At 62.9% G+C, this 24,427-nt stretch carries 26 protein-coding genes and 1 pseudogene; 19 read left to right on the top strand and 8 right to left on the bottom strand.

Annotated elements, in window-relative coordinates; translation table 11 throughout:
- Window positions 1–5: 5 nt before the first annotated feature.
- The 4 genes from AB0J16_RS54125 (at window position 6) to AB0J16_RS54110 (ending at window position 3,726) form a co-directional block, all read left to right on the top strand.
- Window positions 6–764, top strand: a complete 759-nt coding sequence (locus AB0J16_RS54125; RefSeq protein WP_358555440.1) for a hypothetical protein — start codon at window positions 6–8, stop codon at window positions 762–764.
- Between the two features lie 29 nt (window positions 765–793).
- A complete protein-coding gene (locus AB0J16_RS54120) occupies window positions 794–1,498 on the top strand; it encodes an HAD family hydrolase (RefSeq protein WP_358555437.1) in 705 nt (234 codons plus the stop codon).
- A gap of 49 nt (window positions 1,499–1,547) precedes the next feature.
- Entirely contained in the window at window positions 1,548–2,291 is a 744-nt protein-coding gene (locus AB0J16_RS54115; RefSeq protein ID WP_358555434.1) for an alpha/beta fold hydrolase, read from the top strand.
- Window positions 2,292–2,355: 64 nt separating this feature from the next.
- Window positions 2,356–3,726: a hypothetical protein gene (locus tag AB0J16_RS54110; RefSeq protein WP_358555431.1), complete on the top strand. Its 1,371-nt coding sequence runs from the start codon at window positions 2,356–2,358 to the stop codon at window positions 3,724–3,726.
- A 47-nt stretch (window positions 3,727–3,773) separates the two neighbouring features.
- Here AB0J16_RS54110 and AB0J16_RS54105 read toward each other — a convergent pair whose 3' ends face one another.
- Entirely contained in the window at window positions 3,774–4,118 is a 345-nt protein-coding gene (locus tag AB0J16_RS54105; RefSeq protein ID WP_358555428.1) for a hypothetical protein, read from the bottom strand.
- A 36-nt stretch (window positions 4,119–4,154) separates the two neighbouring features.
- On the bottom strand, window positions 4,155–4,304 hold the full coding sequence (locus AB0J16_RS54100; RefSeq protein ID WP_358555425.1) for a hypothetical protein: 150 nt from the start codon (window positions 4,302–4,304) through the stop codon (window positions 4,155–4,157).
- A 292-nt stretch (window positions 4,305–4,596) separates the two neighbouring features.
- Between AB0J16_RS54100 and AB0J16_RS54095 the strand changes: the two genes are divergently transcribed.
- From AB0J16_RS54095 to AB0J16_RS54070, 6 genes are all read left to right on the top strand, one after another.
- Window positions 4,597–4,734, top strand: coding sequence for a hypothetical protein (locus tag AB0J16_RS54095; RefSeq protein WP_358555422.1), 138 nt, complete (start codon window positions 4,597–4,599; stop codon window positions 4,732–4,734).
- Between the two features lie 62 nt (window positions 4,735–4,796).
- Window positions 4,797–5,372, top strand: coding sequence for a hypothetical protein (locus AB0J16_RS54090; protein WP_358555419.1), 576 nt, complete (start codon window positions 4,797–4,799; stop codon window positions 5,370–5,372).
- Window positions 5,373–5,439: 67 nt separating this feature from the next.
- Window positions 5,440–5,682 (top strand): tyrosine-type recombinase/integrase, encoded by a 243-nt coding sequence (locus AB0J16_RS54085; RefSeq protein WP_358555416.1) that lies wholly within the window; start codon window positions 5,440–5,442, stop codon window positions 5,680–5,682.
- Window positions 5,679–5,816: a hypothetical protein gene (locus tag AB0J16_RS54080; RefSeq protein ID WP_358555413.1), complete on the top strand. Its 138-nt coding sequence runs from the start codon at window positions 5,679–5,681 to the stop codon at window positions 5,814–5,816. The genes AB0J16_RS54085 and AB0J16_RS54080 overlap by 4 nt, the downstream gene beginning before the upstream one ends.
- 256 nt (window positions 5,817–6,072) lie before the next feature.
- Window positions 6,073–6,546: a tyrosine-type recombinase/integrase gene (locus AB0J16_RS54075; protein ID WP_358555411.1), complete on the top strand. Its 474-nt coding sequence runs from the start codon at window positions 6,073–6,075 to the stop codon at window positions 6,544–6,546.
- Between the two features lie 29 nt (window positions 6,547–6,575).
- Window positions 6,576–6,917 (top strand): transposase, encoded by a 342-nt coding sequence (locus AB0J16_RS54070; RefSeq protein ID WP_358555409.1) that lies wholly within the window; start codon window positions 6,576–6,578, stop codon window positions 6,915–6,917.
- On the opposite strand, the pseudogene AB0J16_RS54065 reads toward AB0J16_RS54070, so the two are convergent.
- A pseudogene (locus AB0J16_RS54065) lies at window positions 6,849–7,130 on the bottom strand (IS30 family transposase); the annotation flags it as partial. The gene AB0J16_RS54070 and the pseudogene AB0J16_RS54065 overlap by 69 nt on opposite strands.
- A gap of 693 nt (window positions 7,131–7,823) precedes the next feature.
- Here AB0J16_RS54065 and AB0J16_RS54060 point away from each other — a divergent pair.
- The 4 genes from AB0J16_RS54060 (at window position 7,824) to AB0J16_RS54045 (ending at window position 10,357) form a co-directional block, all read left to right on the top strand.
- Window positions 7,824–8,387: a hypothetical protein gene (locus AB0J16_RS54060; RefSeq protein WP_358555501.1), complete on the top strand. Its 564-nt coding sequence runs from the start codon at window positions 7,824–7,826 to the stop codon at window positions 8,385–8,387.
- 76 nt (window positions 8,388–8,463) lie between these two features.
- On the top strand, window positions 8,464–9,051 hold the full coding sequence (locus AB0J16_RS54055) for an SGNH/GDSL hydrolase family protein (protein ID WP_358555406.1): 588 nt from the start codon (window positions 8,464–8,466) through the stop codon (window positions 9,049–9,051).
- A 39-nt stretch (window positions 9,052–9,090) separates the two neighbouring features.
- Entirely contained in the window at window positions 9,091–9,864 is a 774-nt protein-coding gene (locus AB0J16_RS54050) for an alpha/beta fold hydrolase (RefSeq protein WP_358555403.1), read from the top strand.
- Between the two features lie 55 nt (window positions 9,865–9,919).
- Complete coding sequence (locus tag AB0J16_RS54045) at window positions 9,920–10,357, top strand: NUDIX domain-containing protein (RefSeq protein ID WP_358555400.1); 438 nt, start codon at window positions 9,920–9,922, stop codon at window positions 10,355–10,357.
- A gap of 1,535 nt (window positions 10,358–11,892) precedes the next feature.
- Here AB0J16_RS54045 and AB0J16_RS54040 read toward each other — a convergent pair.
- Window positions 11,893–12,321 (bottom strand): ATP-binding protein, encoded by a 429-nt coding sequence (locus AB0J16_RS54040; RefSeq protein ID WP_358555397.1) that lies wholly within the window; start codon window positions 12,319–12,321, stop codon window positions 11,893–11,895.
- Window positions 12,322–12,507: 186 nt separating this feature from the next.
- Between AB0J16_RS54040 and AB0J16_RS54035 the strand changes: the two genes are divergently transcribed.
- Both AB0J16_RS54035 and AB0J16_RS54030 read left to right on the top strand, forming a co-directional pair.
- A complete protein-coding gene (locus AB0J16_RS54035) occupies window positions 12,508–12,804 on the top strand; it encodes an antibiotic biosynthesis monooxygenase (protein WP_358555395.1) in 297 nt (98 codons plus the stop codon).
- 2 nt (window positions 12,805–12,806) lie between these two features.
- Window positions 12,807–14,003, top strand: coding sequence for a helix-turn-helix transcriptional regulator (locus tag AB0J16_RS54030; RefSeq protein ID WP_358555498.1), 1,197 nt, complete (start codon window positions 12,807–12,809; stop codon window positions 14,001–14,003).
- Window positions 14,004–14,417: 414 nt separating this feature from the next.
- On the opposite strand, the gene AB0J16_RS54025 is transcribed toward AB0J16_RS54030, so the two are convergent.
- The 3 genes from AB0J16_RS54025 to AB0J16_RS54015 form a co-directional block, all read right to left on the bottom strand.
- Window positions 14,418–14,642, bottom strand: coding sequence for a hypothetical protein (locus tag AB0J16_RS54025; RefSeq protein WP_358555392.1), 225 nt, complete (start codon window positions 14,640–14,642; stop codon window positions 14,418–14,420).
- A gap of 655 nt (window positions 14,643–15,297) precedes the next feature.
- Window positions 15,298–16,437 (bottom strand): acyl-CoA dehydrogenase family protein, encoded by a 1,140-nt coding sequence (locus tag AB0J16_RS54020; RefSeq protein ID WP_358555389.1) that lies wholly within the window; start codon window positions 16,435–16,437, stop codon window positions 15,298–15,300.
- Between the two features lie 37 nt (window positions 16,438–16,474).
- Window positions 16,475–20,074 carry an indolepyruvate ferredoxin oxidoreductase family protein gene (locus tag AB0J16_RS54015; protein ID WP_358555386.1) on the bottom strand — a complete coding sequence of 1,200 codons (3,600 nt, stop codon included), beginning with the start codon at window positions 20,072–20,074 and terminating at the stop codon, window positions 16,475–16,477.
- Window positions 20,075–20,169: 95 nt separating this feature from the next.
- Here AB0J16_RS54015 and AB0J16_RS54010 point away from each other — a divergent pair, with 95 nt between their 5' ends.
- Both AB0J16_RS54010 and AB0J16_RS54005 read left to right on the top strand, forming a co-directional pair.
- The gene (locus AB0J16_RS54010) at window positions 20,170–20,646 is read left to right on the top strand and encodes an Lrp/AsnC family transcriptional regulator (RefSeq protein WP_357952786.1); all 477 of its coding nucleotides are present in this window, start codon (window positions 20,170–20,172) and stop codon (window positions 20,644–20,646) included.
- A 124-nt stretch (window positions 20,647–20,770) separates the two neighbouring features.
- Window positions 20,771–21,115: an Lsr2 family protein gene (locus tag AB0J16_RS54005; protein ID WP_214643165.1), complete on the top strand. Its 345-nt coding sequence runs from the start codon at window positions 20,771–20,773 to the stop codon at window positions 21,113–21,115.
- A 262-nt stretch (window positions 21,116–21,377) separates the two neighbouring features.
- Here AB0J16_RS54005 and AB0J16_RS54000 read toward each other — a convergent pair whose 3' ends face one another.
- Window positions 21,378–22,367 (bottom strand): LacI family DNA-binding transcriptional regulator, encoded by a 990-nt coding sequence (locus AB0J16_RS54000; RefSeq protein ID WP_358555383.1) that lies wholly within the window; start codon window positions 22,365–22,367, stop codon window positions 21,378–21,380.
- Window positions 22,368–22,508: 141 nt separating this feature from the next.
- Between AB0J16_RS54000 and AB0J16_RS53995 the strand changes: the two genes are divergently transcribed.
- On the top strand, window positions 22,509–24,416 hold the full coding sequence (locus AB0J16_RS53995) for a beta-L-arabinofuranosidase domain-containing protein (RefSeq protein WP_358555380.1): 1,908 nt from the start codon (window positions 22,509–22,511) through the stop codon (window positions 24,414–24,416).
- Window positions 24,417–24,427: the final 11 nt, after the last annotated feature.

The following is a 24,427-nucleotide window of genomic DNA, read 5'->3' as shown; positions in this document are numbered from 1 at the left end:
GACACATGCTCACAGATCAACTGACACTCCCTGGCCGCACCATCGTTGAGATTCGCTTCCAGATACCCGATAATGCTTTGGCGACGTTCATCTTGAGCAGCGGATATGGGAACGATCAATTTAGCGAAGCAGTACAGCTAGCTTTCGCAGGTCTCCTAACGAAACATGGCTTGGGATGGGTGCAATACATCTATCCCGAAAGATGCCAGAAGAATAAATTTACCGATCTCTATATCTCCAGTGGAATTACGACACTTTCATGGGTCTTTGAGTGGGCCAAGCTTCGGCATTCACGCCAGATGCACCTATTCGGGTACAGTTTTGGAGGTAATATAAGCCTTGAGCTGGCCATGATTAAACAAATAGGAGCAATTGTCCTCGTCAACCCGGTGCTCGATTATGCAGCATATCGAACAGAACAACTCGGAGCCGAAGCTATACGTGAATGGGAAACGAATCAGGTAACGTTCCTAACGTATGAGAAGGTCCGATATCCGGTCGGATATCGCTTTATGCAGGAAGCTGAGCAACAGAAGCTCCACACGCGAGCTACAAATATAGACTGCAACATATATGCATTTCAGGCAGAAAACGATGCGATACTCAAGTACTCCGATATAGATTCCATGGCGCTAAAGTCACCTAGATGGCACGCGGATCTAATCCCTGGAGAAAGGGCCGATCACAACTTTGAAGATCCAGAAAGTCTCAGGCAATTTATTCAGAAAGTGGAACCAATCATAGCAGAACTTGCCAGCGCATAGTCGCACAATGGCTTAGATGGGAGATTTGTGTGAAACCGAAATTGAACTTTGAAGGAATAGCCGGGCCGATAAATGGAGTTCTGTTCGATCTAGATGACACACTCATAGACCGCCGCGCCGCGTTTAGGCTCTGGTTAACAGCTGCAATGAACCATTGGCTAAGAGGCATCGCCAAAGAGGAAAGGGATAAAGAAATAGAACATCTCATAGAAATAGACAAATCCGGATTGACTCCACGATATCACTTCTTTTCTTACGTGAGGGATAGATATAGAAAGTTCAATATCCCTCCGGAGAGTCTGGCGATGCAGTACTATGCGGATATCTTAGAATACACCTGCCTTGCCCTAGGCGCTGACCAACTACTACGTTCATTAACAGAAAGGGAGACTCCATTCGGAATTGTTACAAATGGCTCCGATCATCAGATGCACAAAGCAGCAAGGGTTGGCTTGGCGAATCAGGCGACCTGTATTCTAATATCCGAACATTTCGGATACAGGAAGCCGCACCCGCATATTTTCCTAGAGGCGTCAAAACGACTAAATGTGAATCCACGCGAAATACTATTTGTCGGAGATCAGCCCGATATTGACATCATAGGCGCACATCACTTTGGAATGCGAACGGCCTGGGTGAGGCATGGCAAGGCTTGGCCAGAATGCCTGCCGGCACAAGCAGTTGATCTGATTTGTGACTCCTTATTGCAGATTACTATTATACAGGCCAATTAAGTACTTCGATGAGAGGGCTGGAAAGATGATCGAATGCAAAAAACGTCACATGAGAATCGAAGTCAGCCACTACGAAGCGGTCCACACGCTCATTATGTCGCCAGATGTCCCGTCGCCTCTCCGGCTGGTCTTCGTATTCTCTCATGGGTTCAGTGTGGACGGAACCGAAAGCGCCCGCCACTTTCTCGACATTGCAAATCGCATTGTTGAACATGGCGCTCATGTGGTTCTTTTTGACTATCGAGGATCTGGGTACAGCGATGGGTTGTTTGAAGACATGACACTAGAATCTGAAATTGCCGACTTGAATTCGATCCTAGACTTTGTCTCCGCGCATTTTCCTGGACATCGTGTGATTGTCTGGGGTGAGAGTCTTGGAGCGGCCGTTGTAGCTCACACACTAGCCGCGCGCTCAGACGCTTTTCTAGCCCTCATGTGGTCTCTGTCTGCCGATCTGTATCAGCGTTATAACTACAGATTCGGAAAAGAAATAGACGAGCAAGGCTATACATATACCGATAACGGATTGAAAGTAAAGCGCATTTTCCTCGACTCGCTAAAAAATCGTGACACATATGCGGCAATCAAAAGCATGCATATTCCATGCCTCCTAGTGCATGGAAACGCCGACCCCGTGGCGTCTATTGATCTGTCTCGTACGGCGCATCGTATAGCATCGGAGAATACTACACTTATGGAAATACGTGACGGCAATCACGGCTTCGAAGGCCAGCCACAGCAGTTCTCCGAGGCTCTACACCTCTCGCTTGAGTGGGTATTTGCTCGGGTATAGGTGGTACGACATCCAAGTGTCGATTCTAATCGTGGTCCAGCACACCGAATGAGTGGAACGTTCTATGGATCAATCTGATGGAGCTCGCATCGGTATATTTGGATTTAATGGCTGTGTCATTTTCGCACTTGACTTGAATAGTCTAGTGACTGAAGCGCATTCCTCTACACTGATCACACGGCGTGTGTCGGGGAACTGGATACAAGGCATTCACTCGAAACTTACGCTGTGGGACGAGTTCGGTTTTGGCTGCCCGCGCTTTGCTGAATCCGCTTATGGTAAGACAGACCGGGCAGCGCGTAACACATTTTTAAGCCGTCACTCCCCAAGGCTTCTTCCCCTTGAGATACCGATCATTGATCCACCCCACACTGTCCAAGATAACTTTGCATATTTCGTCGAAGCGATACGTCTCAGTCCTCAGGGGGCTTTAACGCTAAGGGTTATGGTTAACAGCGGAAATAGAACACCGCTTAGCGCTGTTGAAGTGGTTCACAATTACCACAGCCTAATGTCGGCAATTTCAGCTGCACTGGAGAGGAGCATTGGTGCGTTTGTTGATCTATGGAACGCGTCGATCTCAGACTGCCAGTTAATCAGACCAAGCCGACGGGGACTTATAACCGCTCTCCACTCGTACGATATCTGGGATTATGATTTCACGCTATTCGACCGCAGCTCACCACGTGAGGTCGCATCCGTTAAAGCTCTCTATCACAGTGTAGATCAGACAGCGGCGCGCGAACTCACTGCTATTGCTAACATGGATATATCTGACGTATTAAGCCTTCGCGAGGTTAGACTACAGCAGTTTATCGATTCCGACATAGGCACTCGGGACGATGAGCTTTGGGCAATCGGTAGAGAGCGAATGACGCGACGGCACCCCGAACGTGCCAATACTTATAACATTGCATTCTTTGCTGATGTCAAGCTTGCTACAGAGATCCTGATCGGGTATCAGTGCACAATGGCCTTCCTTGAGAACTGGGTGCGGGATCAGCGAGAGAGCCTACTAGACGAGCTGGTCAGCTATAATGATTTTAATGAGGCGGAAAGATTGCATCTGCAGAAAAGATATGCTGATGTAATACGTGCTTCGCAAATGCTCGTAGAACCCGTTGCGTTGGAGCGCGGGGTTAAGCATACTTTTTTTGCTCAAATTATAGTGCGACTGATTGGCGTCCTCGGTTTAGACGTGTATGCAGCCCGTTCCGCCCAATCCATGTCGGAGTTTGCGAGCTTCGTTGAGTCTATTTCTGTGTTTCGCGAGGCGGAACTGAGCTCAAAGCTGGAAAGTATACAAATTGAACTGGCTGCTACCTCTAAGAAAATTGGTCGTATCGGGTTGTATATCGCCATCATCGCCGCTGTACTTACAGGAATTCAGTTGTATCTCGCGCTCATCCCTAGCCTCGATCTTTCACTGCCTTGACGTGGTCGGCTGAGGGGTTCAGGCAGGGCCCCGGCAAAGTTGGTTGATCATGCACGTCCGAGGTTGGTCAGGGTGCGGGTGGCATCTCGAGAGAGGTGCCGGATGGCTTGGGCGAGGTTGGTCGCGCCGGTCAGGCGTAGCGCGCCGATGGCGAGGTTGCGTAGGGCGGCTATGTTGCGGGGTGCGTTGCTGGTGCGGGCTTGGGAGTGGTCTTCGCCGTAGGTAACATCGCGGACGCAGTGGAGCCGGTTTTCGATGCCCAAGTGGCCGCGGATCCAGGTGGCCAGGTCGGCGGGGCCGGCCTGCCGGGTGGGCAGGCTGGTGATGGCGTAGACGGTCACGGTCCGCCACTTACCCTTCTTCAGGTCCCTGACCTGGCGTTTGATCTGCATGCCTGGAGCGCGTGCGGGAAGAGCAGGCCGGCACCTTCAGCGTGCGGTGCTCCTCGCGGCCGTGCCCGCGATCGCGTCGGCAGTCGGCGACGGGGATTGCTTCCATAACAGCCGCTTGAGCTGGGCGTGCAGGCTGGGCTGGTTCTTCTTGACGATCAGGATGTAGTGGGCTTTCTTCTCGGCCACCAGGAACGTGGCGTGCTCGCGCTGAGTGTGGAGCGCGTCTTATGAGGACGTGAGTGTTATGCCGACCTCACCGTCTGCTCTCCTCAATGCCAGCAGCATCCAGACGATGAGGTCGGCGTAACAGCTCTTGATCATGGTTCTGCCTCTCCCAACACGTGGAGAGGGGAGGAACACGAGAAATCCAGCACTGGTCCAGGTTCTGGGACCGCTGGCAGCGTTCCGGACGGGCTTCAGCGACCAGTTGGAGCTGGTCGGCTACTCGCGGCAAGTCCGGGTCGTCCATCTTCGGCTGATGGCACATCTCAGCAGATGGCTGGAGGAACGCGGCCTGGACGGCTCGGCGGTGCGTACGCTGCTGAAGGAGTTCATCACAGATCGCCGGACCGACGGTGCCGCGATGGGCTGTCACTGCAGGCGCTGCGACCGCTGACGGAGTATCTGCAGAAGATCGGGATCGCGCCGTTGCCCAGGCTAGAGCAGGCGCTCGGGCTGGTGGAGTCGTTCCTGTTCGAGTACGCGGTCTATCTCGCTCGGGAACGCGAACTCGTCTCAGCCACCATCCAGCGCGAGAAGGAGTTGATCCGTCCATTCCTGGCCGGGCGGATCCGCGACGAGCACCTGGACCTAGAGCCGCTGACGGCCGCCAAACGTGACTGCGTTCATCCTGGCCTGCAGGCAGAACGTCGCACCGGCGACGATGCAACGCACGGCTACGGCGCTGCGATCGCTGCTGCGATTCCTGCACCTGCGCGCAGCAACCTGCTCCTCGCTGGTAGGCGCCGTGCCCACGGCCGCCGTCAGGAAGCTGTCCGGCTCCCCAAGTACCTCACCGGTGCGCAGGTCACCCGGCTACTTACCTCATGCGACCTGGCCACCCCGGTCGGGCGGCGCGATCAGGCGATCCTGCTGATGCCGGTCAGACTGGGGCTGCGGGCACGTGAGGTGGCCGCCTGCACCTGGACGACATCGACTGGCGGCGGGGCGAGATCGCGGTGCACGGCAAGGGAAACCGGCACGACCGTCTGCCGCTCCCGGTCGATGTCGGAGAGGCGGTGGCGGACTACCTGAGCGGAGGTCGCCCGGCGTCGGCGGAAACCCGGGAGGTGTTCGCCGGGGTTCGTGCCCCGCACGGCCCTTGACCCGCGGTGCAGTCACGCAAGTGGTGGCTCGCGCTGCCCGCCGCTGCGGCATGGGGACCATCTTCGCGCACCGGCTGCGTCACACCGCGGCGACCAGCATGCTCCTTGCCGGGGCGTCACTGGAGGAAATCGGACAAGTGCTGCATCATCAGCACGCGCTCACCACCGCGCAATTCGCCAAGGTCGATTACGAAGGGCTCCGGGCGCTGGCTCGTCCCTGGCCCGGGGAGACCACGTGAGCGACCACGTGAGCCGATTGCATCAGCGGCTGCAGGAATACCTGGCCGTCCGCCGGGCCATGGGGTTCAAGATGGAGCGGCACGCCAAGCTGCTCGGCAGTTCCTGGAATATCTCGCGGCGAGCCAAGTCGTGACCGTTACCGTCGATCATGCTCCGGCCTGGGCAGCCTTGCCGAGCTCAGCGCGCCCGCGCTGGTGGGCGATGCGCCTGTCGGTGGTCCGCGGGTTCGCGACCCACCTGCAGGCGATCGATCCAGCGCATCGAGTACCGCCTCGCGGGTTGATCCCCGGCGGCCACCGACGCGTCGTTCCTTACCTCTATACCGATCACGAGATCGCTGCTTTGGCGCGGGCAGCCGGACAGTTGCCCTTCCCGGTCTCTATCAGACCTTGTTCCGGCTTCTGGCCGTGACCGGCATGCGCATCGGAGAAGCCATCCGGCTCGACCGCGAGGACTTCGACGCCGCGCTTGGCGTATTGTCGATACGCGGCACCAAGTTCGGTAAGACCCGGCAGCTACCACTTCACCCGACGACTAGCGCTGGGCTGTGGGACTACCTGCAGCTATGTGACCAGATCATGCCCTGCCCGCGATCCTCTTCCCTGTTGCTGTCCGCGCGGTTGCTGTCCGCGCGGGGCTGCCGGTTGCGCTACAACCGGGTCTGGGAGATCTTCCATGCGCTGGTGATCCGCGCCGGGTTGAGGCCGCGGTCACCAGGATACACCCCGCGCATTCACGACCTGAGACACACTTTCGCGGTCGTCACCCTGCTGGAGTGGTACCGGACCGGGGCCGATGTTCCGGCGATGCTGCCGCGCCTGTCGACTGAGGTGCAAGAAGATTCCGGACAGTCGGCTACATAAGCTGACAGAAGTCTGGAAGAGGTAGGTACGTGACGAGGCGTCGCAGGCAGTTCTCGCCGGAGTTCAAGGAAGAAGCCATCCGCATGGTGCTGGAGGGCGAGCGGACGGTCGCGTCGGTGGTGCGCGAGTTCGGGATCAACGCCAGCACCCTGGGCAGCTGGGTGAACCGGCATCGGATCGCGCACGCTCAGGACGAGCAGCAGCCGGTCTCCGGGCCGGACCGGGCCAGAATCCGGGAGTTGGAGCGGGAGAACGCCGAACTGCGCGAGAAGCTGACGTTCTTGAAAAAAGCAGCCTTAGATTCAAAGAGTCAAGGCAACACATTGGGCCGGGGTTCGGTAGCCGAGGCACTTGCGGGGGCGGTTGTTTAGTCGGGCGGCCAGGGCGTCAAGGTCGGCCTGGCTGTACAGGCTCAGATCGATGCCCTTCGGTAGGTATTGCCGGATCAGTTTGTTCGTGTTCTCGTTTGTGCCCCGCTGCCATGGGCTGCGCGGTGCCGCAAAGAAGACGTCGACGCCGGTCGCTTCGGTCAGCAGCCGGTGGCCGGCGAGTTCCATACCGCGGTCCCAGGTCAGAGTGCTGCGCAGGCATCCATCCGGGCCAACGCCTGCTGCGGGGCGGGGATCAACCTCGAAGAGATCCAATCAGCGGCTTAACTTTAGTGGCATTGCCACAGACCCGCGGCCCAGGCAAAGCCACTACCAGCGACAACGACTCAAAGATCGCTAAGTGCGGTGCGCCTGTATTAGTTGTATCGACCACGGAAGTCGAGTGAAAAGCGTCTGACACTGTGGGCTTGAAATAGGGATCGGCTATCCGTTTGGGGATGATTGTGACATCAACGACGAGAAGCCTCACCGCAACGCCCCCTTGCCCCGGGTCGCACGGCTTCGTCTGGCTGGTTGCGTCGTGGAAGGGGTGGCAGCCGCGATAGGCAGCCGACGAATTCCACAATTGCTTGCATTGGGGAGCCTTCCGCGTACCATCATATGTATGCGCCGTGCTGCCTAGGCAGCTACCCTGGAAGGGTTTTTCGGATTTCACGTAAAGCCTATTTCGGACATAACATCTAAGGCGGCAGAGTGGTTACTAATAGACACTCGGAGCAAAGCGGTTTCATTTCGGATAGAGCCAAGATAGATCAACACGCTGCCATCTCTCCTACGGCCCGGATATACGGTGCAGTCGTGATCGAAAGATGTGCATTTATTGATAGTGGGGTTATAATAGGATATCCATCTCCGCGCGAGCAAGAATTACTTAGGGAAAATCTTGAGATGGGAAATATTTTTGACTCATTTGACTCTTTGATCGATCAATGCGTTACGTCACCCACACGGATTGGGCCATATTCTTTTATTCGTTCTGGAACAGTTATATATAGTGGTTCCAACTTAGAGAGAGCAGTGGATATCGCTCACAATGTGCAATTAAGAGAAGAGTGTTCAATTGGCGAAAAGACGCGAATCCTAACAGGCACTCAAATTATGGCCGCTGCTCATGTGGGGCGTGGCTGTCGCCTTGCTGGCACGGTATGTAATCGTAGCTACATTGGACACGGAGCCTCGGTCCTTGGTCACCTTATGCATCGATTCAAGGCCGGCCTTCCTGGATACATCGAGCCGTCCCCCCGTGTGGGCGACGGAGTGTTGATTGGGCGCGAGTCATCTGTGATAGGCGGCGTTGTGGTTGGGGATTACGCGGTGATTGGCGCCGGCGCAGTGGTGACGCGGGACATTCCCACCGCAACTATATGGGCTCAGAATCCAGCGATCCAGATCGGTATCAGGAATTCTGAGGAGGTGTCTAGTCTGGCGAAGCTTATCGCCGCCCATTCATGAAAAAAGGAAAACTGCGCCGGCTTTAGGTGCGAGTACCACGAGATCTCCCGGAGAAGAAATGTCTACTCTTCATGTAGTGGCAGATAGTATATCAATGCATTATGGTCCGTATCTTGAGGCTCACGTAGCAAGCTGGTGCGACTACAGCCGTAAGACGGAAACCATTGGAGCCATTAAGAATGTAGAGGGTTCAAATGGCCAGGATTCTAGTATGGTTCTCACCTATCTGGGTCGATGTCAATCTCAGCAGATGAGATGGGGAATACTTTTACTTAACTGTGGCCTATGGGACATTCGCGATCGAAATGGTTCTCGTCAGGTCCCAATTTTGCAATACAAGACAAATCTAGAAAGACTTTTTATATTGGCTGCGGATATCGGCGATCAGATAGTTTGGATAAGGACAACGCCAGTCGATGATGCGAGACATAATGCTATCAAAAATGATTATAAGCGCCACGATTCGGATGTGCAGGCATATAACGCAATCGCCGACACCATAGCCCGTGGGCACGGCGCGCGCATCATAGACTTATATCAGTTCTGCAAGGACATCAGAGACGAACCCTTATATGCAGATCATATACACTTCACAAATAATGTCCGGAAGTTACAAGGAGCGTTTATAGCTGGATACTTGGCAGCAGCGTTTATGGCTGCATGAGCTTACCTGACTGATTTTGCATCCTGAGAGAGATTACCTATGAGGCTTGTAAAAGGACATTTTAGGCTGCTGGTTGCTGATAAAACCTACGTTCATGTGCAAGTCATCCAGCCACCGAAAGATGCTGCTAGGGTGGCAACAATTATTTTCTCGCATGGATTCATTAGCAGTGGCATCGAGGGGGGGCGCAGATTTGTGCGGATGTCAAATGAACTGGCGAGACATGGATATAGTTGCATTCTTTTCGACTATCGAGGTTGGGGTTACAGCGATCTAAGCACGGAAGAAGTAACTTTCGAAACATATATGGCGGATCTGCACGCCGTAATCAATCATTTCTCGAGGATTTTTCCTGATCAACGACTCTTGCTTCTTGGAAATAGTTTGGGGAGTGCAGTTGCAACTCACGTTGCGGCTCAGCGCTCCGATATCTCTTCTCTTGTCCTCTGGTGCCTATCTGCAGAGCTATACGAACGCTATACATCCAGGCTAGGGCCCGCGATTGTTACAAAGGGGTTCACGTACGATCATGAATATCGCATTGGTTTGCCTTTCCTCCTCTCATTGAAGGGGCGAGATACATATTCCGCGCTCCGCGATGCCAACGTTCCGTGCTTGCTGGTGCATGGGGACGCTGATGAAACCGCCTCAGTGGAATTGTCGCGAAAAGCGCACCAAGCAGCAGGACAGCCCTCGAAGCTAGTCATAATTCCAGGAGCAGGGCATAGTTTTGCTTACCCTCCCGATTCATTTAGGGTAGCGAGAGATGTGACGATGCAATGGCTTGAAAGAGAAGTTGGACGGGGTGGATGATGAAGGGTGGACCCATTAGCGACCCGTCTGAAGCATTGGCTGGAGCGGATAGGTAATGCAATATCCGATTGTCGCTGTTAATGCTGCTATTTTTTGCAGTCATCACCGCATTCTCCTTACGCTGCGCGCAGATAATCATTTGTGGTGCCTCCCAGGAGGAATTGTTGAGTATAATGAAACAGTCGAAGATGCATTGCGTCGAGAATTGCTTGAGGAAATAGGGGTTTCCTGCGCCCATTGGCGTCTAGTGGGCATTTACTCCTCAAACAATCTCAACGAAACTCAAGTGACTAGCCGTCCGAGCATCATTGTTCTGTTCAGGTGCAGTATAGGCGCACGAACTCCGACGACATCAGAGGAAGTGTTATCCTTCGCCTATTTCAATATTCGTGATCTCCCAGCTAATACAATCACGAGTCATGTCTCTCGAATACGTGATGCTGCCGGGAATGGGAGGCGTCGAGTAATTTTTCATGGCTATCGCGATAGATAATCGCTAACGGTGTGACGTCGATTGTGCAGAATACAGCTGTCTAGCAGCAGGACAGGCCGGCCGACGCTTCACAAGCCGATTCCGGAAAGTTATGGGAGTGGGGTTAAGCAATACGTCCTTATCGAGCAGGGCTCAGCCTCGAGGACTCACAAGAGGTTGAAGGCCTGAGGTATCACTGTGCGGTTGCGTGCTTACGGCGGGGTTCGGGAGTATGCCGGTGAGATGCTTTATCCGGATGGTGGTGGTCTGACCCCGGCGGCGCGAGCCAAGCGTGAACAGGTGCGTTTGGAGACTGCCGGGACCTTGGTGGCTAATTCTATTCAGGCGGCCAAGGTGAGTTTTCCAGTCCATGCCGTACTTGGCTCGGTCGGCGGCGGCCCACACCCTCTCTATCTGGTCGCGTCCGACATTCTTATGCTTTCTGGTCGCGAACGGCCAGGCCAACTGGGGCCGAAGCGTCTAAACCTGGGACGATCAGCTGGTGTGCTCCGTCGCCGTCAGTCATGCGGTAAGTTCGGAATGCGTTCTGAGCATCATTGAATCCATTTCATCATCCGTCGGAGGCGTGCGGGTCACCGCATGATCGGCTGTTGTCCGTGGACGTTGGCGCGTGGGCGGTGCTGGCCACGACCAGCCGGAGAGCCGCAGCGCGGCCAGCGATCACCCGAACGCGCGGCGGATCGCCGCAGGCGAGCCGCCTTTAATGACGTGTAGATAAGTTGCTTTCAGCGCTGTCCGGTAGTGGCTGTTCGTAGGTGTCTCAGTGCTGGCCGGGGTAGGGCTGGGCTATAGTCCAGGTGCGTTCGAAGCTGGTAAGGTAGACGGCTGCGGCGGATCCGGCCTTGGTGGTCATCTCGTCGGGCAGGCTCCGCCATGCCGGGCCGGACGACCGGAGTTAAGCCGTCGTTTGCGTGTACCTGTCTCCCGCTGACCTTCCGCGACCGCTGATTGCCCGACGTGCGACACACACGACGACTTGACCTCGGATGGCTGGTCTGGCGTTCCTTGTGGTGGCCAGTGAGGACGTGATCGCCCTTCCAGCTCAGCCATGCGCCCTCCTTATCTCCGAGGAGGGTCGGGGCGGAGCCCCGAGTCATCTGCTGCTCTTCTGCGGCTCTGTTGGCGGCATCGTCCGCCTCGCTAGTGCTCATGCTGGTCGTGGTTGTTCTTCGCCTACTTCTGCTGTCCGCCTGGAGACTGAGCGAGATGAGCCTTGATGATCTTGGATTGCGTTTGAGCGCATTGCTCAGGGTCGAGCCGCGTCTGCTCCTACCGTGCGCGACCTGAGAGTAGGGCCTGCCATGTGACCTCTCCCTCTCGCATGCTCATGCGATGGGTTTCGCAGATCTTCCCAGTGCTCGAGTCGGTGCGGCGGAGGAAGGTTTGGCCGCCGGCGGCGCACAGTTCGAAGGTGACGTCAGCGCAGTGGCAGGTCCAGGCGAGTGCTCTGTATCGCGGCTCGTTGCGAGGGCTGAGCCAGACCAGTCGGACGCAGCCCGGCTGCGGCGGTGGAAGGTGTGGGGCCAGGCAGTCGGTCATGCGGCCGGGTTCACGGATGTGAGAGGTATGAGTACCCAGACGGTGCGGCCGGCCTCGTCGCCGTGGACGCCCCAGCGGATGGCCAGGGTCTCCACCAGGTGCAGACCGCGCCCGCCCTGGTCGTCGTCTTCGGCCTGACGCAGGTGTGGAGTGGTGGGAGCGCCTTCGTCGAGGACGGCAAGGATCAAGAGGGTGCTTCCTGCGTGGATCGTGACGCCGAATCGTCCGCCGGGGTGTCCGCTGCGGGTGTGTCGGACGGCGTTGGTGGCCAGTTCGGAGACGATCAGTTGGGCGGTGTCGGCTTCGGGGCGGCCACCCAGGTAGCTGGCGACGAACTGGCGTGCCTGGCGGATCTGGTCTTTTGTGCCGGGGAAGTTGCGACACCACCGGTGGATCTCTCTGGGGCTGTTCAGCGCTGGGGACATTGCGACTTCCTCGCGTTCATGCAGGTCAGAGCACTGCCAACAGCTATCGGTACTAAAAGTACTGGTGCTATACTTCAAGTACAAGCGACTTGGTGTACTTGCACCGCACAATAAGTACTGGTCGAGTAAAGAGGCCGGTATCCCAGCCGTCGGCGGTGACCCAGGAGGGTGCATATGTTCGGACTAATGGTCCGTTTCACCTGCAAGGACGACGCGAGCGCGACGGCGTTCGACACGCTCGTCGGTGAGACAATCGAGGCGATCCGCCAGCACGAGCCCGGAACGATCGTGTACGCCTCGCACCGGGTGGACGGTCAGCCGCTCCAGCGGATCTTCTACGAGCTGTACCGGGACCGCGACGCCTTCGACGCCCACGAGCAGACCGAGCACACCAGGCACTTCCTGGCGGCTCGCGACGAGTTGCTGGCCTCGGTTGAAGTCGACTGGGTGGAACTGCAGAGCGGGAAGGGCACGACGCCGTGAGCATGGAGTATCAGCGGGCGCTCGGACGACGTATCGCTCAAGAGCGTAAGCGGCGCGGCCTGTCGCAGGCCGAGTTGGCGCGACTGGTGGATCGGTCGGTGGCGTGGATCTCGCAAGTGGAGCGGGGCGTGCGCAAGGTCGATCGCATGTCCGTGCTGGAGAAAGTCGCCGAGACGCTGGATGTGCCGCTGTCGGAACTGGCCGCCGAAGCGCCCCTGGTCGCCGCCACCAATGAGGAGATGCCGGGAACGGCCGGGCTGCGACTGGTGTTGTCCGGCGCCCACTCCTTGCAGGCCACGTTGCACACCACGCCCGCGCCGGCCACTGACCAGTTCAAGCCACAGGTAGATCACGCGTGGGAGCTGACGCATCAGAGCCGCTATGTCGAACTGACCGAGTTGCTGCGCGGCCTAGTGCCCACCTTGGAGAGCGCGGTGCGATCCGCGCCCGCCGAACGCCAGGCCGAGTTGTTCGAACTGCTGGCGGTGACCTATCAGGCATGCTCGGCATCGCTGGCCAAGCTGGGCGAGCCGGATGCGGCGTGGATCGCGGCGGATCGGGCCATCGGCGCGGCCGAGCGGGCAGGCAACCCGTTGCTGATGGCGGCGGGGGCGTTCCGGCTGGGGTTCGTGTTCCTGGGGGCGCGTCACTTCGATCAGGTGGAGGAGACAGCACGTACGGCTGCTGAGGCGCTGTGGCCCCTGACCGATCAGGGCAGCGTGGAAGCAATGTCGCTGTGGGGCGGGCTGACCTTGCAGCGGGCGGTGGCGGCCTCGCGGCTCAATCAGGCCGACGTGGCCTACGAGCACCTGTCGCGAGCCCGTGAGATGGCGGCGCGCGTTGGCGAGGGGCGCAACGACTACAACACTGAGTTCGGCCCGGCCAATGTGGCGCTGCATGAGGTGGCCGTAGCGGTGGAAGTGGGCGACGCCGGTCACGCGCTACGCGTCGGAGCCGCAGTAGACGCCTCGACGCTATCGGCAGAGCGGCGGGCGCGGCTGGCCGTTGATCTGGCTCGCGCGCATGCGCAGCGTCGTCAGGTTGATGAGGCGGTGGCCCAGCTCCTTGAAGCTGAGGCCATCACTCCGGAACAGATCCGTAACCACCGGATCGTGCGGCAACTCGCGTCGGATCTGTTGTCGATGCAGGATCCGGCGTCGACTGAACTGCGAGAACTGGCAGACCGAGTGGGTGCTTAGAAAACACCGCTGCGGCGGGCGGGCAAATCCACGAACGTCCAAGGTCTGGGAGTTGGCAGCGTCTGGCTCTACGACGCTCCTTGGAGAGCACGACCGTGGACTACACACAATCGCGAGTTCGCACCTGCCGTCCATCTCGGGTCGGCCAAGGTCGACAAGGGCTGTGCAGGCGAAGCCTGCCTGGATTGGCTCGCCAAGCAGGGCGTACGGGCCAGCTTTGCACGCGGTCCACGTTTTCGCGCACGCCCGCACAGTCTCGGTCTCGCCCACGGCGCCGGCGATACGGCCACCTGGTTTAGGAAGCCCGGCGTGGTGCACTTCCCCGAATGGCACCCGGACGAGCGCATGCCTGGCCCCTCGCCCCCGGGGAGGAACTCCCGCTCCGGCGTGGCCAGGAAGCCGTAGCGCGAGACGCTACTTGAGGATCTCGAGGTGGTAGTCCGACTTCTTGTGCGACCAGTGCTCACCCGTCATTTTGCGGCACCGCCAACTCCCCTGCCACTGCTTGCCCTCGACCATGCACTTGTTGTAGCCCGCAGTGGTGAGCGGATAGGCCGCGACGTATTCCCAGACGTCGGCGCTGGCCGGAGCCGGTACGAACGCGCCGACGGCGGCCGCCGCCGACACCGCGACCGCCACATTCCTCACCTTGTTCCACATCCTGAAGCCACTCATCCTTTCTTGATTGCACAGAGAGCCTCGCAGCCGGGGCTTCCGTGTCTCTTCTCTGTTACTTCCGGCCGAGTTCCGTTGCGCGGATTCCCTTTCAGCTGTGCGGCCACGCGAGGGATCCTGGCCGTGACAAGCCCTCACGGATCTGTTGTCGATGCAGGATCCCGCGCCGACTGAGCTGCGGGAACTGGCAAACCGAGTGGGTGCCTAGAAAACACCGCTGCGGCGGGTGGCAAATCCACGAACGTCCAAGGCCTGGGATCTGGGCAGCGTCTGGCTCTACAACGCTCCTTGGAGAGCACGACCGTGGACTACACACAATCGCGAGTTCGCACCTGCTGTCTGTCTCGGGTCGGCCAAGGTCGACAAGGGCTGTGCAGGCGAAGCCTGCCTGGGAGGGGCGTCCGAGCGCAGCGAGGCCCTTCAGGGGTCGGGGCTTTGGCCCGACTGGAAGCAGCGCCTGAGCCCTGAAGGCGCGAAGCGCCCCCAAGCGAAGCCCGTTGTGCGCCGAAGGCGCCCCCAAAAGAGCGCCCAGAGCGAAGCGGAGGCCCTTTTTGGCGGGGCGGGCATCAGACGGGCAACCACCGAATCGGGTAACGGGTGGGCGCGAGGCAGGTCAGGGTCAGCGGGCCAGGTCTCGGCTGATTACCAGGCGTTGGATCTGGTTCGTGCCCTCGAAGATCTGCATGATTTTGGCCTCGCGCATGTACCGCTCCACCCGAAACTCACGCGTGTACCCATACCCCCCGAACACCTGCACCGCGTCCGTCGTGACCTTCATCGCGGCGTCCGTAGCCACCAGCTTCGCGACGCTGGCCTGTCGTCCGTACGGACGGCCGGCGTCGCGGCGGCGGGCGGCGTCCAGGTACGTGGCGCGGGCGCAGTCCACGGCCGCCGCCATGTCCGCGAGCAGGAACCCCAGGCCCTGGTGGTCGATGATTTTGCGGCCGAACGTCTGGCGTTCCTTGGCGTAGGCGACTGAGGCGTCCAGTGCGGCCTGGGCGAGGCCGGTCGCGCAGGCGGCGATGCCGAGGCGGCCGGAGTCCAGGGCGCTGAAGGCGATCGGCAGGCCCTGGCCCTCCTCGCCGAGCAGGCGGTCGGCCTCGATGACGGCGCCGTCCCAGTGCGCGCTGGTGGTGGGGATGGCATGCAGGCCCATCTTCTCCTCCGGGCGGCCGAAGGTCAGGCCGTCGGCCGCGCCGGGGGCCAGGAAGCAGGAGATGCCGCGGCTGCCCTGTCCCGTGCGGGCGAACAGGGCGTAGAAGTCGGCCTTGCCGCCGTGGGTGATCCACGCTTTGTTGCCGGTGATGCGGTAGCCGTTCTCGACCTTCTCCGCCTTGCAGGTGAGGGCGGCGGCGTCGGATCCGGCCTGGGGTTCGGACAGGCTGTAGCCGCCGACCAACCGGCCCGCCAGCATGTCGGGCAGCCAGCGTTCGCGCTGCTCGGGCGTGCCGTAGGTGGCCACGGGGAAGCAGGCCAGGGTGTGCACGCTGGTGGCCACCGCGACGGCGGCCCAGCGGGCCGCCAGTTCCTCCAGCACCTGCAGGTAGACCTCGTACGGCTGGCCGCCGCCGCCGAGCTCCTCCGGGTACGGCAGGCCGAGCAGTCCGGCGGCGCCGAGCGTGGCGAACAGGCCCTCCGGATAGGTCTCGGCGCGCTCATGCTCATCGACCCGGCTCGCCAGCTCTTTGTCGGCGATGTCCCGGGTGAGGGCGATGAGGTCCTCGGCGTCCTGGGTGGGCAGCAGGCGGTCGACGGTCACGTTCTCTCCAGAGGGCTGGGCAGCAAGCGGTCGACGGTCACGTTCTCTCCAGAGAGCGGGGTCCGGTGGGCTCGCTCAGCTGCGCGAGGGCGGTCCTGGCGCGATCGCGGAACTCCGCGACCCGCGCGAGCTTGATGTCCTCATACCCGCGAACCGCCTCCGGCAGCGCCGCGATCGCGGCCACGGCGTCGGCGGTCGCCGGGCTCAGCCGGGCGAGAGCGTCACGCATCAGGTCACGGTACTCGGTGATGATCGCCCGCTCGACGCGGCGTACTCCTGCGTACCCGAACACGTCGAACGGCGTACCCCGCAGGAACCTGGCGGCGCGCAGCACGCGGAAGACGACGTTCGCCGAGCGGCGCAGCCTGATCTTGCGTTTCATGCCCAGCGCCCGGAGCAGCGGCGGGTGCAGCAGCACCGACACGACGGCGTCAGCGCCGTACTCGCGCTCCCGTCTGGTTCGCTCGGCCGGGTCCAGGTGCAGCCGGGCGACCTCGTACTCGTCCTTGTAGGCCATGAGCTTGTGCAGCCCCTTGGCGTAGGCGAGGGCGATCGGCGCGGCGGCCTCCTCCCCCGCGCGGTCGGCGGCGAGCGCGGCCACGCGGCGCACGTCCTCGGCGTACCGCGTGGCGTAGGCCGCGTCGCGGTAGCCGGTCAGGTCGGCGATCCGCGTGGCCAGGGCCTGATCGAACGTCTCGGCCTGCGGAGCGGGAGTCTCCACGGCCGCCAGCACCGCCTGGCGGTCGGCGACGGCGGCCCGGCCCCAGCGGAACGCCGCGAGGTTCTGCTCGGCCGCGGCCCCGTTGAGCCGGATGGCCCGTTCGACGGCCTCGGCGGACACCGGCAGGCAGCCGTGCTGGTACGCGGCACCGACGAGCAGCATGTTGGCGGGCATGTGGTCGCCGAACAGCGCCTCGGCGAGCCCGTGGGCGTCGAGGTAGAGGTTGTCGGCGCTCCGGGTGGCCGACTCGACGCGGGTGATCGCGTCGGCGGGCGAGTCCGGTACGGTGACGCGGCCGGTCACCATGGCGGCGGTCGGCACGACGGCGCTGCTGACCACGGCGACGGTACGGTCCGGCGCGGCGACCGCCAGGTTCGTGTCGGCCGCCGCGCCGAGCAGGTCGAAGCCGATCAGTACGTCGGCGGTGCCGTGCGACGCCTTCGGGGAGCCGGCGATCGGGTGCGGGGAGACGCGGACGTCGCTGACGACCGGTCCGCCCTTCTGCGCCAGGCCGGTCTGTTCGAGGCCGGCCGCGTGCAGGCCGTCGAGGTGGGCCGCCATCTGCAGGATCTGCGAGACCGTCACGACGCCCGTGCCGCCGATGCCGGGCATCCGCAGCAACACCTCACGATCGGGGAAGCGAACGACCGGCTCGGTGAGTTCCACCGGAAGCTCCAGAACCGGCCGTGCACCGAGTGCTTGGATCGGCCGTGGTCCACGATCCGCCGAAAGCTCCGGGACCGGCCGTGGTCCACGATCCACCGGAAGCTCCGGGGCTGGCCGTGCCTTGCCCGGCTTGACCAGCAGGAATGACGGGCAGTCACCCTTGAGGCAGCTCAGGTCGGAGTTGCAGGACGGCTGGTGGATCCGGGTCTTGCGGCCGTACACGGTCTCCACGGGCTGCACCGACAGGCAGGTCGACACCTCGCCGCAGTCGCCGCAGCCCTCGCAGACCCGCTCGTTGACCACGACCTTCTCCACCGGTACGGGCAGTTTGCCGCGCTTGCGCAGGCGGCGTTCGTCGGCCGCGCACCGGTCGTCGTGGATGAGCACGCTCACCCCGTCGAGCTCGGCCAGCTCCTTCTCGGCCGCCGCCAGCCCGTCGCGGTGCCGTACGGTGGCGATCGGCGCGAGCCGGACACCCCGGTAGGTCTCCGGTTCGGGGGTGGTGATCACGATCCGGCGGACCCCCTCGGCGGCCAGCGACCGCGTCAGCGCGGGCACGTCGAGGCGGCCCTCCGCGCGCTGGCCGCCGGTCATGGCGACCGCGTCGTTGTAGAGCAGCTTGTACGTGATCCGCACCCCGGCCGCGACGGCGGCCCGGACGGCCAGCGAGCCGGAGTGGTGGAAGGTGCCGTCGCCGAGGTTCTGCACGAAGTGCCGGTCGTCGGTGAAGGGGGCCAGGCCGATCCACTGGGCGCCCTCGCCGCCCATCTGGGTGAGGCCGACCTGGTTGCCGCGGCCGGCGCCGTCCAGGGCGATCATGGCGTGGCAGCCGATGCCGACGCCGACCAGCGTGCTGTCCGACGTACGGGTGGAGGTGTTGTGCGGGCAGCCCGAGCAGAAGTACGGCGTGCGCGCGGCGACCAGCGGCAGCAGGCGGCGCGGCTGCGGCTTCCGGGCGGGAGCCAGGTGGACGGTGGTCCGTGGCAGCGTGTCGGCGAAGGTGGCCAGCGCCTTGGCCACGTCCTCCGCGCCGAGCGTGCCGCGGGGGGTGAGCAGCTCGCGCCCGACGACAGCGGGGGTGCTGCGGGCGGCGACGGGGGTGCTGGGGGCGGGGTCGCGGTCGGCGGGGGTGCGGGCGACGTCGTACAGCGCCTGCTTCAGCTGCCCCTCCAGGAACGGCACCTTGTCCTCCACCACGAGCACCCGGTCGAGGTCCGCGGTCATGGCGGCCAGGTCGGCGGGCGCCAGCGGGTACGGCATGCCGAGCCGGATCAGCCGCAGCCCCAGGTCCTCGATCGCGGTCTCGTCCAGCCCGAGGTCGGCCAGTGCCCGGCGTACCACCGCGAAGGACGCGCCGGAGGCGACGATGCCCAGGCGGGCGTGCGACGAGCCGGCCACCACCCGGTTCAGGCCGTGCGCGCGGGCGTAGTCGCGGGCCAGGTCGAGCCGCCGGGTCAGCATGTCGTGCTCGGCGTCCAGCGCGGCCGGGCCGACCAGGGCGGCCGGGGTGGGGCGGCTCGGGTGGTCCGGGGCGGGGATGCCGTCACGCAGCGAGCCGAGGTCGACGGTGGCCGACGCGTCCGCCAGGTCGGCGACGATCTTCAGGCCGGTCCACAGGCCGCTGGCGCGCGAGAGGGCGACCGCGTGCAGCCCGAACTCGATGATCTCCGCCACCGAGCCCGGCGCGAGCAGCGGCACGCACAGGCTCTGGCACATCGGCTCGCAGGTGCTGGGCACGGTCGAGGACTTGCTACCGGGGTCGTCGCCGATCCAGGCCACCGCGCCGCCGAGCGCGGCGGTGCCGGCCAGGTTGCCGTGCCGGATTGCGTCGGCGGCGCGGTCGAGGCCGGGGCTCTTGCCGTACCAGAAGCCGGTCACGCCGTCGTGGCGCCGGCCGGGCAGGCGCTCCAGGAGCTGGGTTCCCGCCACGGCGGTGGCGGCCAGTTCCTCGTTGAGCGCCGGACGGACGACGACGCCCGCGGGGTCGAGCAGCCGGGCGGCCCGGCCCATCTCCAGGTCGACGCCGGCCAGCGGCGAGCCCGGGTAGCCGGAGACGAACACGCGCGTGTCGAGCCCGCGGTCCTGGTCCAGGCGGCGCTGTTCGAGCGTCAGCCGGACGAGGGCCTGCAGGCCCGACATGAGCACGCGACCGTCCGCGGCCGTGTACTTGTCGTCGAGGGTGACGCTCATGCGGGCCTCCCTGGGGTTCGTGGAGACCCCAGCACAGCAACGCGGGCGGGCATCGCGCAAGTATCGACCAAGAAGACACGACAAAGACGCAAAACCTTTGCGACCTCGGCCTCTTTCGCTATGGTTCTTTCCATCAAAAACCGAGGAGTGGCCACGTGCCTGAAATAGATGACATTGATCATCGGGTGTTGCGCCTGCTGCGCGAGGACGGGCGCCGCACCTTCTCCGACATGGCGGGCACGATCGGCCTTTCCGTGGCCGCGGTCAAGCGCCGGGTGGACCGGCTCAAAGAGCTCGGCGTCATCACCGGTTTCAGCGTGCAGATCGACTACGCCAAGCTCGGATGGGGCATCGAGGCGTTCACCGAACTGCGTTACGCGGGCACGACACCGGTGAGCGAGATCGTCCGCACGGCGACCGACGTGGCGGAGGTTCAGGCCGTTTTCACCATCGCCGGCGACCCCGACGCGCTGATCCACGTACGGGTCCGCGACCTCGGTCATCTCCAGCAGGTCATCGATCACCTGCGCCGTGCCGGGAACGTCACGGGCACCAAAACGCTGTTGGTGCTGGGCTCGTGGACCCGCGACGCACTGACGCCGCGACCGCCCCGGATAGCGGGAATGAAATAGCTCGCTATGCAATTAGGCGAGCTTTCTTTGTCCTGGCTATCCACCGCCCCAGGGGTGCGCCGGACAACGGCACCATACGCTACAGTACTCATTGTCTTCTCGCCTCTGAATTCGGAGCACCAGCATGGCCAAGCAAATTCAAGAGATCTTCCTTGACGACCTCGACGGATCCGCCTTGTCGTCCGAGAACACAATCCGGTTCGGCCTCGACGGCTTTGCCTACGAGATCGACCTGTCGGATAAGAACGAGGAGAAGTTGCGCAAAGCCCTTGCCCCGTTCCTGGTCAAGGCGCGTCAGGTCCGCAAGGAGCGCGGTGGTAAGGTCCGTCGCGGAGTCGGCTCGGCACGCTCGGTCAGCCGCGACAAGTCCACCGAAATTCGCCAGTGGGCGAAGCAGGCGGGACTACCCGTGAGCGAGCGCGGACGTATCGCCGCGACCATCGTGGAGCAGTACGAGGCGGCTCACTGAGATTGCCGCTCCGGCAATCACCACGGCGATAATGACCGGCACCTCCTGAATTCGAAATGCGCCCGCCCATCGGCCTTTGGCCGCCGCGACGGCGGGTGCGCGGCGGGAGGATGGCGATCAGAGTCGGCCGGCTGCCTTTATGGCCGTACGGCCCGCCGGTCCAGGCGAGGGGACCGGTGGCGCGGCCGCCAGCCGACGTTGCCCAGACACTCCAGATTCGCTCCGAATGTCCGAGTGCCCCGACCGCTTGACCAAAGGCCCCTCAGGCGCGGGTCGACTCCCGCAGCACCAGGCTGCACGGCATCCGCCGTACCCCGCCCTGGTGCGGCACGCCGCCGATCACGTCCAGCAGGTGCGTGGCGGCCGCCCGCCCGATCTCACCGAGGTTCATGTCGACCGTGGTGAGCGGCGGCCGTGAGCCGAGCGCCATCGGCGCCCAGTTGTCGAAGCCCACGAGCGCCACGTCGTCGGGAATGCGCCGGCCACGATCCCTGAGCGTCTCGGCGACCCCCCTGGCGATCTGGTCGCTGCCGCAGAACACCGCGTCCACGTCCGGCTGGGTGCGGAGCAGGATGTCGGCGCCCTGCCGCCCCCACTCCTCCGACCACTCCCCGAACAGCGTCTCGCCCGCCGCCGTCGCCCCCGCCTCCGCCAGGGCGTCGGCGAACCCCGCCGCGCGCGTCCGCGCGGCCAGGAAGCGCTGCGGCCCGGTGATGTGGCCGATCCGCCGCCGCCCGGTGGCCAGCAGATGCCGTACGGCCAGGAGGCTCCCGCCCAGGTCGTCGGGGATCACCGAGAAGTCGGCAGGCTCGGTCGACTGGGTCATGGCGTAGACGACCGGGACGGGCAGGCCGGTGCCGATGCTCGGCCGGGGCTCGGTACGCCGGCCGGTGACGATGATGCCCTCCACCCGCCTGGCCAGGAGGCGCTCGACGTAGTGCTGCTCCCTGATCGGGTCGTCGCGCGTGTCGCACATGAACACCGAGATCTGACCGGCGCCCAGCGCGTCCTCGGCGCCGAGCATGACCGGGATGCTGAAGCGCCCGAAGCTGTCGCACGTCACCAGGCCGACGGTGAAGGTACGGCCGTGCAGCAGGCCCCGGGCGAGCGTGTTCGGCCGGAACTCCAGACGCTCGGCGGCGGCGATCACCCGCGCCCTGGTCTCCTCGCGCAGCCGGCCCTGGCCGTTGAGCGCCTTGGACGCCGTGCCGATCGACACTCCGGCGGCCGCGGCGACCTCACGGATGGTCACTGCGCGCTGGGAAAATTCAGACAACCGGTTTCCCTCCCTCGACATCCTGGTCACGGTCCAACTACCCAGAGGGTTGACCAGTGATGTGTAACACCTTACTGTTCGCCAAGGAAAGCCTATTCCCCATGTGCGAGGAGTTCGATGGACCAGGCCTGCGGCCCTGCCGTACCGACCGCAGCATCCAAGGCCGTGCAGCGGCCGCTGGGCATCCACGACGTCGTGATCACCGGTGGTCCGTTCGGGCGGTGGCAGAGCGTCAACCGCGCGGCGAGCATCCCGCTCGGGCTGGAGCAGATGGAAGAGGCGGGCAGCCTGCCCAACCTGCGGCTGGCCGGAGCCGGAGAAGCGGGCGAGGGCGAGTTCCGCGGCTACCGCTTCCAGGACTCCGACCTGTACAAGCAGCTCGAGGCCGTCGCCTGGGAACACGCCAGGCGCCCGTCTGCGGAGTATCCGCAGTTCGTGGAGCAGGCGGCCGAGGTGCTCAAGCGCGCCCAGCGGCCCGACGGCTACCTCAACTCCCACTACCAGGTCGTCAAGCCGGACAAGATCTACGCCGAGCTCGAGTACAGCCACGAGATGTACTGCGCGGGCCACCTGTTCCAAGCGGCCGTCGCCGCCACCCGCGCGGGCACCGGCAAGGAACTGCTGGAGGTCGCCCGGAAGTTCGCCGACCACCTGGCGGAGGTCTTCCTGCGCGGCGGCAACGACGGCATCGACGGGCACGCCGAGGTCGAAACGGCGCTGGTGGAGCTCTACCGGGTCACCGGCGAGCGCTCCTACCTGGACCTGGCCGCGAAGCTGATCGACAACAGGGGCAAGGGGCTCATCCGCGACAGCGGGCTCGGCATCCTGTACGCCCAGGACCACCTGCCGGTCAGGGAGGCCGACACGGCGGTCGGCCACGCGGTGCGCCAGCTGTACCTGGAGGCGGGCATCGTCGACGTCTACCTGGAGACCGGCGACGAGTCGCTGCTGGAGTGCTCGATCCGGCGCTGGGAGGACCTGGTCGCCACCAAGACCCACCTGACCGGGGGCATGGGCAGCCGCCACTCCGACGAGGCGTTCGGCGACCGCTGGGAGCTGCCGCCGGACCGCGCCTACAACGAGAGCTGCGCGGCCATCGCCAGCATCCACTGGAACTGGCGGCTGCTCCTGGCCACCGGCCACGGCCGCTACGCCGACCTGATCGAGCGCACGCTCTACAACGCCTTCGCCGCCTCGACGTCGGCGGACGGCATCCGCTTCTTCTATGTCAACCCGCTCCAGCGCAGGGACGACCACGTCGAAGGAGCCTACGCCGGTCGGCGGCGCGAGTGGTTCGCCTGCGCCTGCTGTCCGCCGAACATCATGCGGCTCGTCTCCTCCCTCGGCGGCCACGTCGCGACGTCCGCCGAGAACACCCTGCTCGTCCACCAGTACATGCCGGGGACCATCACCGACGGCGCGCTCGCGCTGGCCGTCGCCACCGACTACCCCTGGGACGGCCGCGTCACGTTCACCGTGGAGCGCGCGCCCGGCACCCCGTGGTCGCTGGCGCTGCGGGTGCCCGCGTGGAGCGCCTCCACCACGGTGACGGTCGACGGCGAGTCGGCGGCGGCCGTCCCCGACGAGCGCGGCTACGTCGTGCTGACCCGCGAGTGGCGGGCGGGCGACACCGTCGAGCTGGAGCTGGACATGGCGCCCCGGCTCGTCCACCCGCACCGCCGCGTCGACGCCGTCAGGGGATGCGTCGCCGTCGAGCGCGGGCCGCTCGTCTACTGCTTCGAGCAGGCCGACCAGGCCGAAGGCGTGGACCTTCCGGACCTGGCGCTGCCCGCGGGCGCCGAACTGCGCGTCCTGGACAAGGACGACCTCGACGGCGTCGGGCGCACCGTCCTGATCGAGGCCGACGCCCAAGTCGTTTGCCAGCCGGTGGGCGGCCTGCCGTACACCACCACACCCCCCGGGGAGCTCTCGACCGGCTCCCGCGTGACCGCCACGGCGATCCCCTACTACCAGTGGGACAACCGCGACGGCCGCGGGATGCGGGTCTGGATCCCCCTCGCGTAAAGGAATCACCC

Source organism: Nonomuraea sp. NPDC049750, from assembly GCF_040659625.1.
In the GTDB taxonomy this organism is placed as follows: Bacteria; Actinomycetota; Actinomycetes; order Streptosporangiales; family Streptosporangiaceae; genus Nonomuraea.
This window is presented reverse-complemented; position numbering and strand designations above follow the sequence as displayed.

Bases quoted from the DNA above. Each gene is read 5' to 3' on its own strand.
- AB0J16_RS54125 (WP_358555440.1), top strand. From the start codon at position 6: ATGCTCACAGATCAACTGACACTCCCTGGCCGCACCATCGTTGAGATT.
- AB0J16_RS54115 (WP_358555434.1), top strand. From the start codon at position 1,548: ATGAGAATCGAAGTCAGCCACTACGAAGCGGTCCACACGCTCATTATG.
- AB0J16_RS54110 (WP_358555431.1), top strand. From the start codon at position 2,356: ATGGATCAATCTGATGGAGCTCGCATCGGTATATTTGGATTTAATGGC.
- AB0J16_RS54105 (WP_358555428.1), bottom strand. From the start codon at position 4,118: ATGCAGATCAAACGCCAGGTCAGGGACCTGAAGAAGGGTAAGTGGCGG.
- AB0J16_RS54095 (WP_358555422.1), top strand. From the start codon at position 4,597: ATGGCACATCTCAGCAGATGGCTGGAGGAACGCGGCCTGGACGGCTCG.
- AB0J16_RS54060 (WP_358555501.1), top strand. From the start codon at position 7,824: ATGGGAAATATTTTTGACTCATTTGACTCTTTGATCGATCAATGCGTT.
- AB0J16_RS54050 (WP_358555403.1), top strand. From the start codon at position 9,091: ATGAGGCTTGTAAAAGGACATTTTAGGCTGCTGGTTGCTGATAAAACC.
- AB0J16_RS54045 (WP_358555400.1), top strand. From the start codon at position 9,920: ATGCAATATCCGATTGTCGCTGTTAATGCTGCTATTTTTTGCAGTCAT.
- AB0J16_RS54040 (WP_358555397.1), bottom strand. From the start codon at position 12,321: ATGTCCCCAGCGCTGAACAGCCCCAGAGAGATCCACCGGTGGTGTCGC.
- AB0J16_RS54035 (WP_358555395.1), top strand. From the start codon at position 12,508: ATGGTCCGTTTCACCTGCAAGGACGACGCGAGCGCGACGGCGTTCGAC.
- AB0J16_RS54030 (WP_358555498.1), top strand. From the start codon at position 12,807: ATGGAGTATCAGCGGGCGCTCGGACGACGTATCGCTCAAGAGCGTAAG.
- AB0J16_RS54005 (WP_214643165.1), top strand. From the start codon at position 20,771: ATGGCCAAGCAAATTCAAGAGATCTTCCTTGACGACCTCGACGGATCC.
- AB0J16_RS53995 (WP_358555380.1), top strand. From the start codon at position 22,509: ATGGACCAGGCCTGCGGCCCTGCCGTACCGACCGCAGCATCCAAGGCC.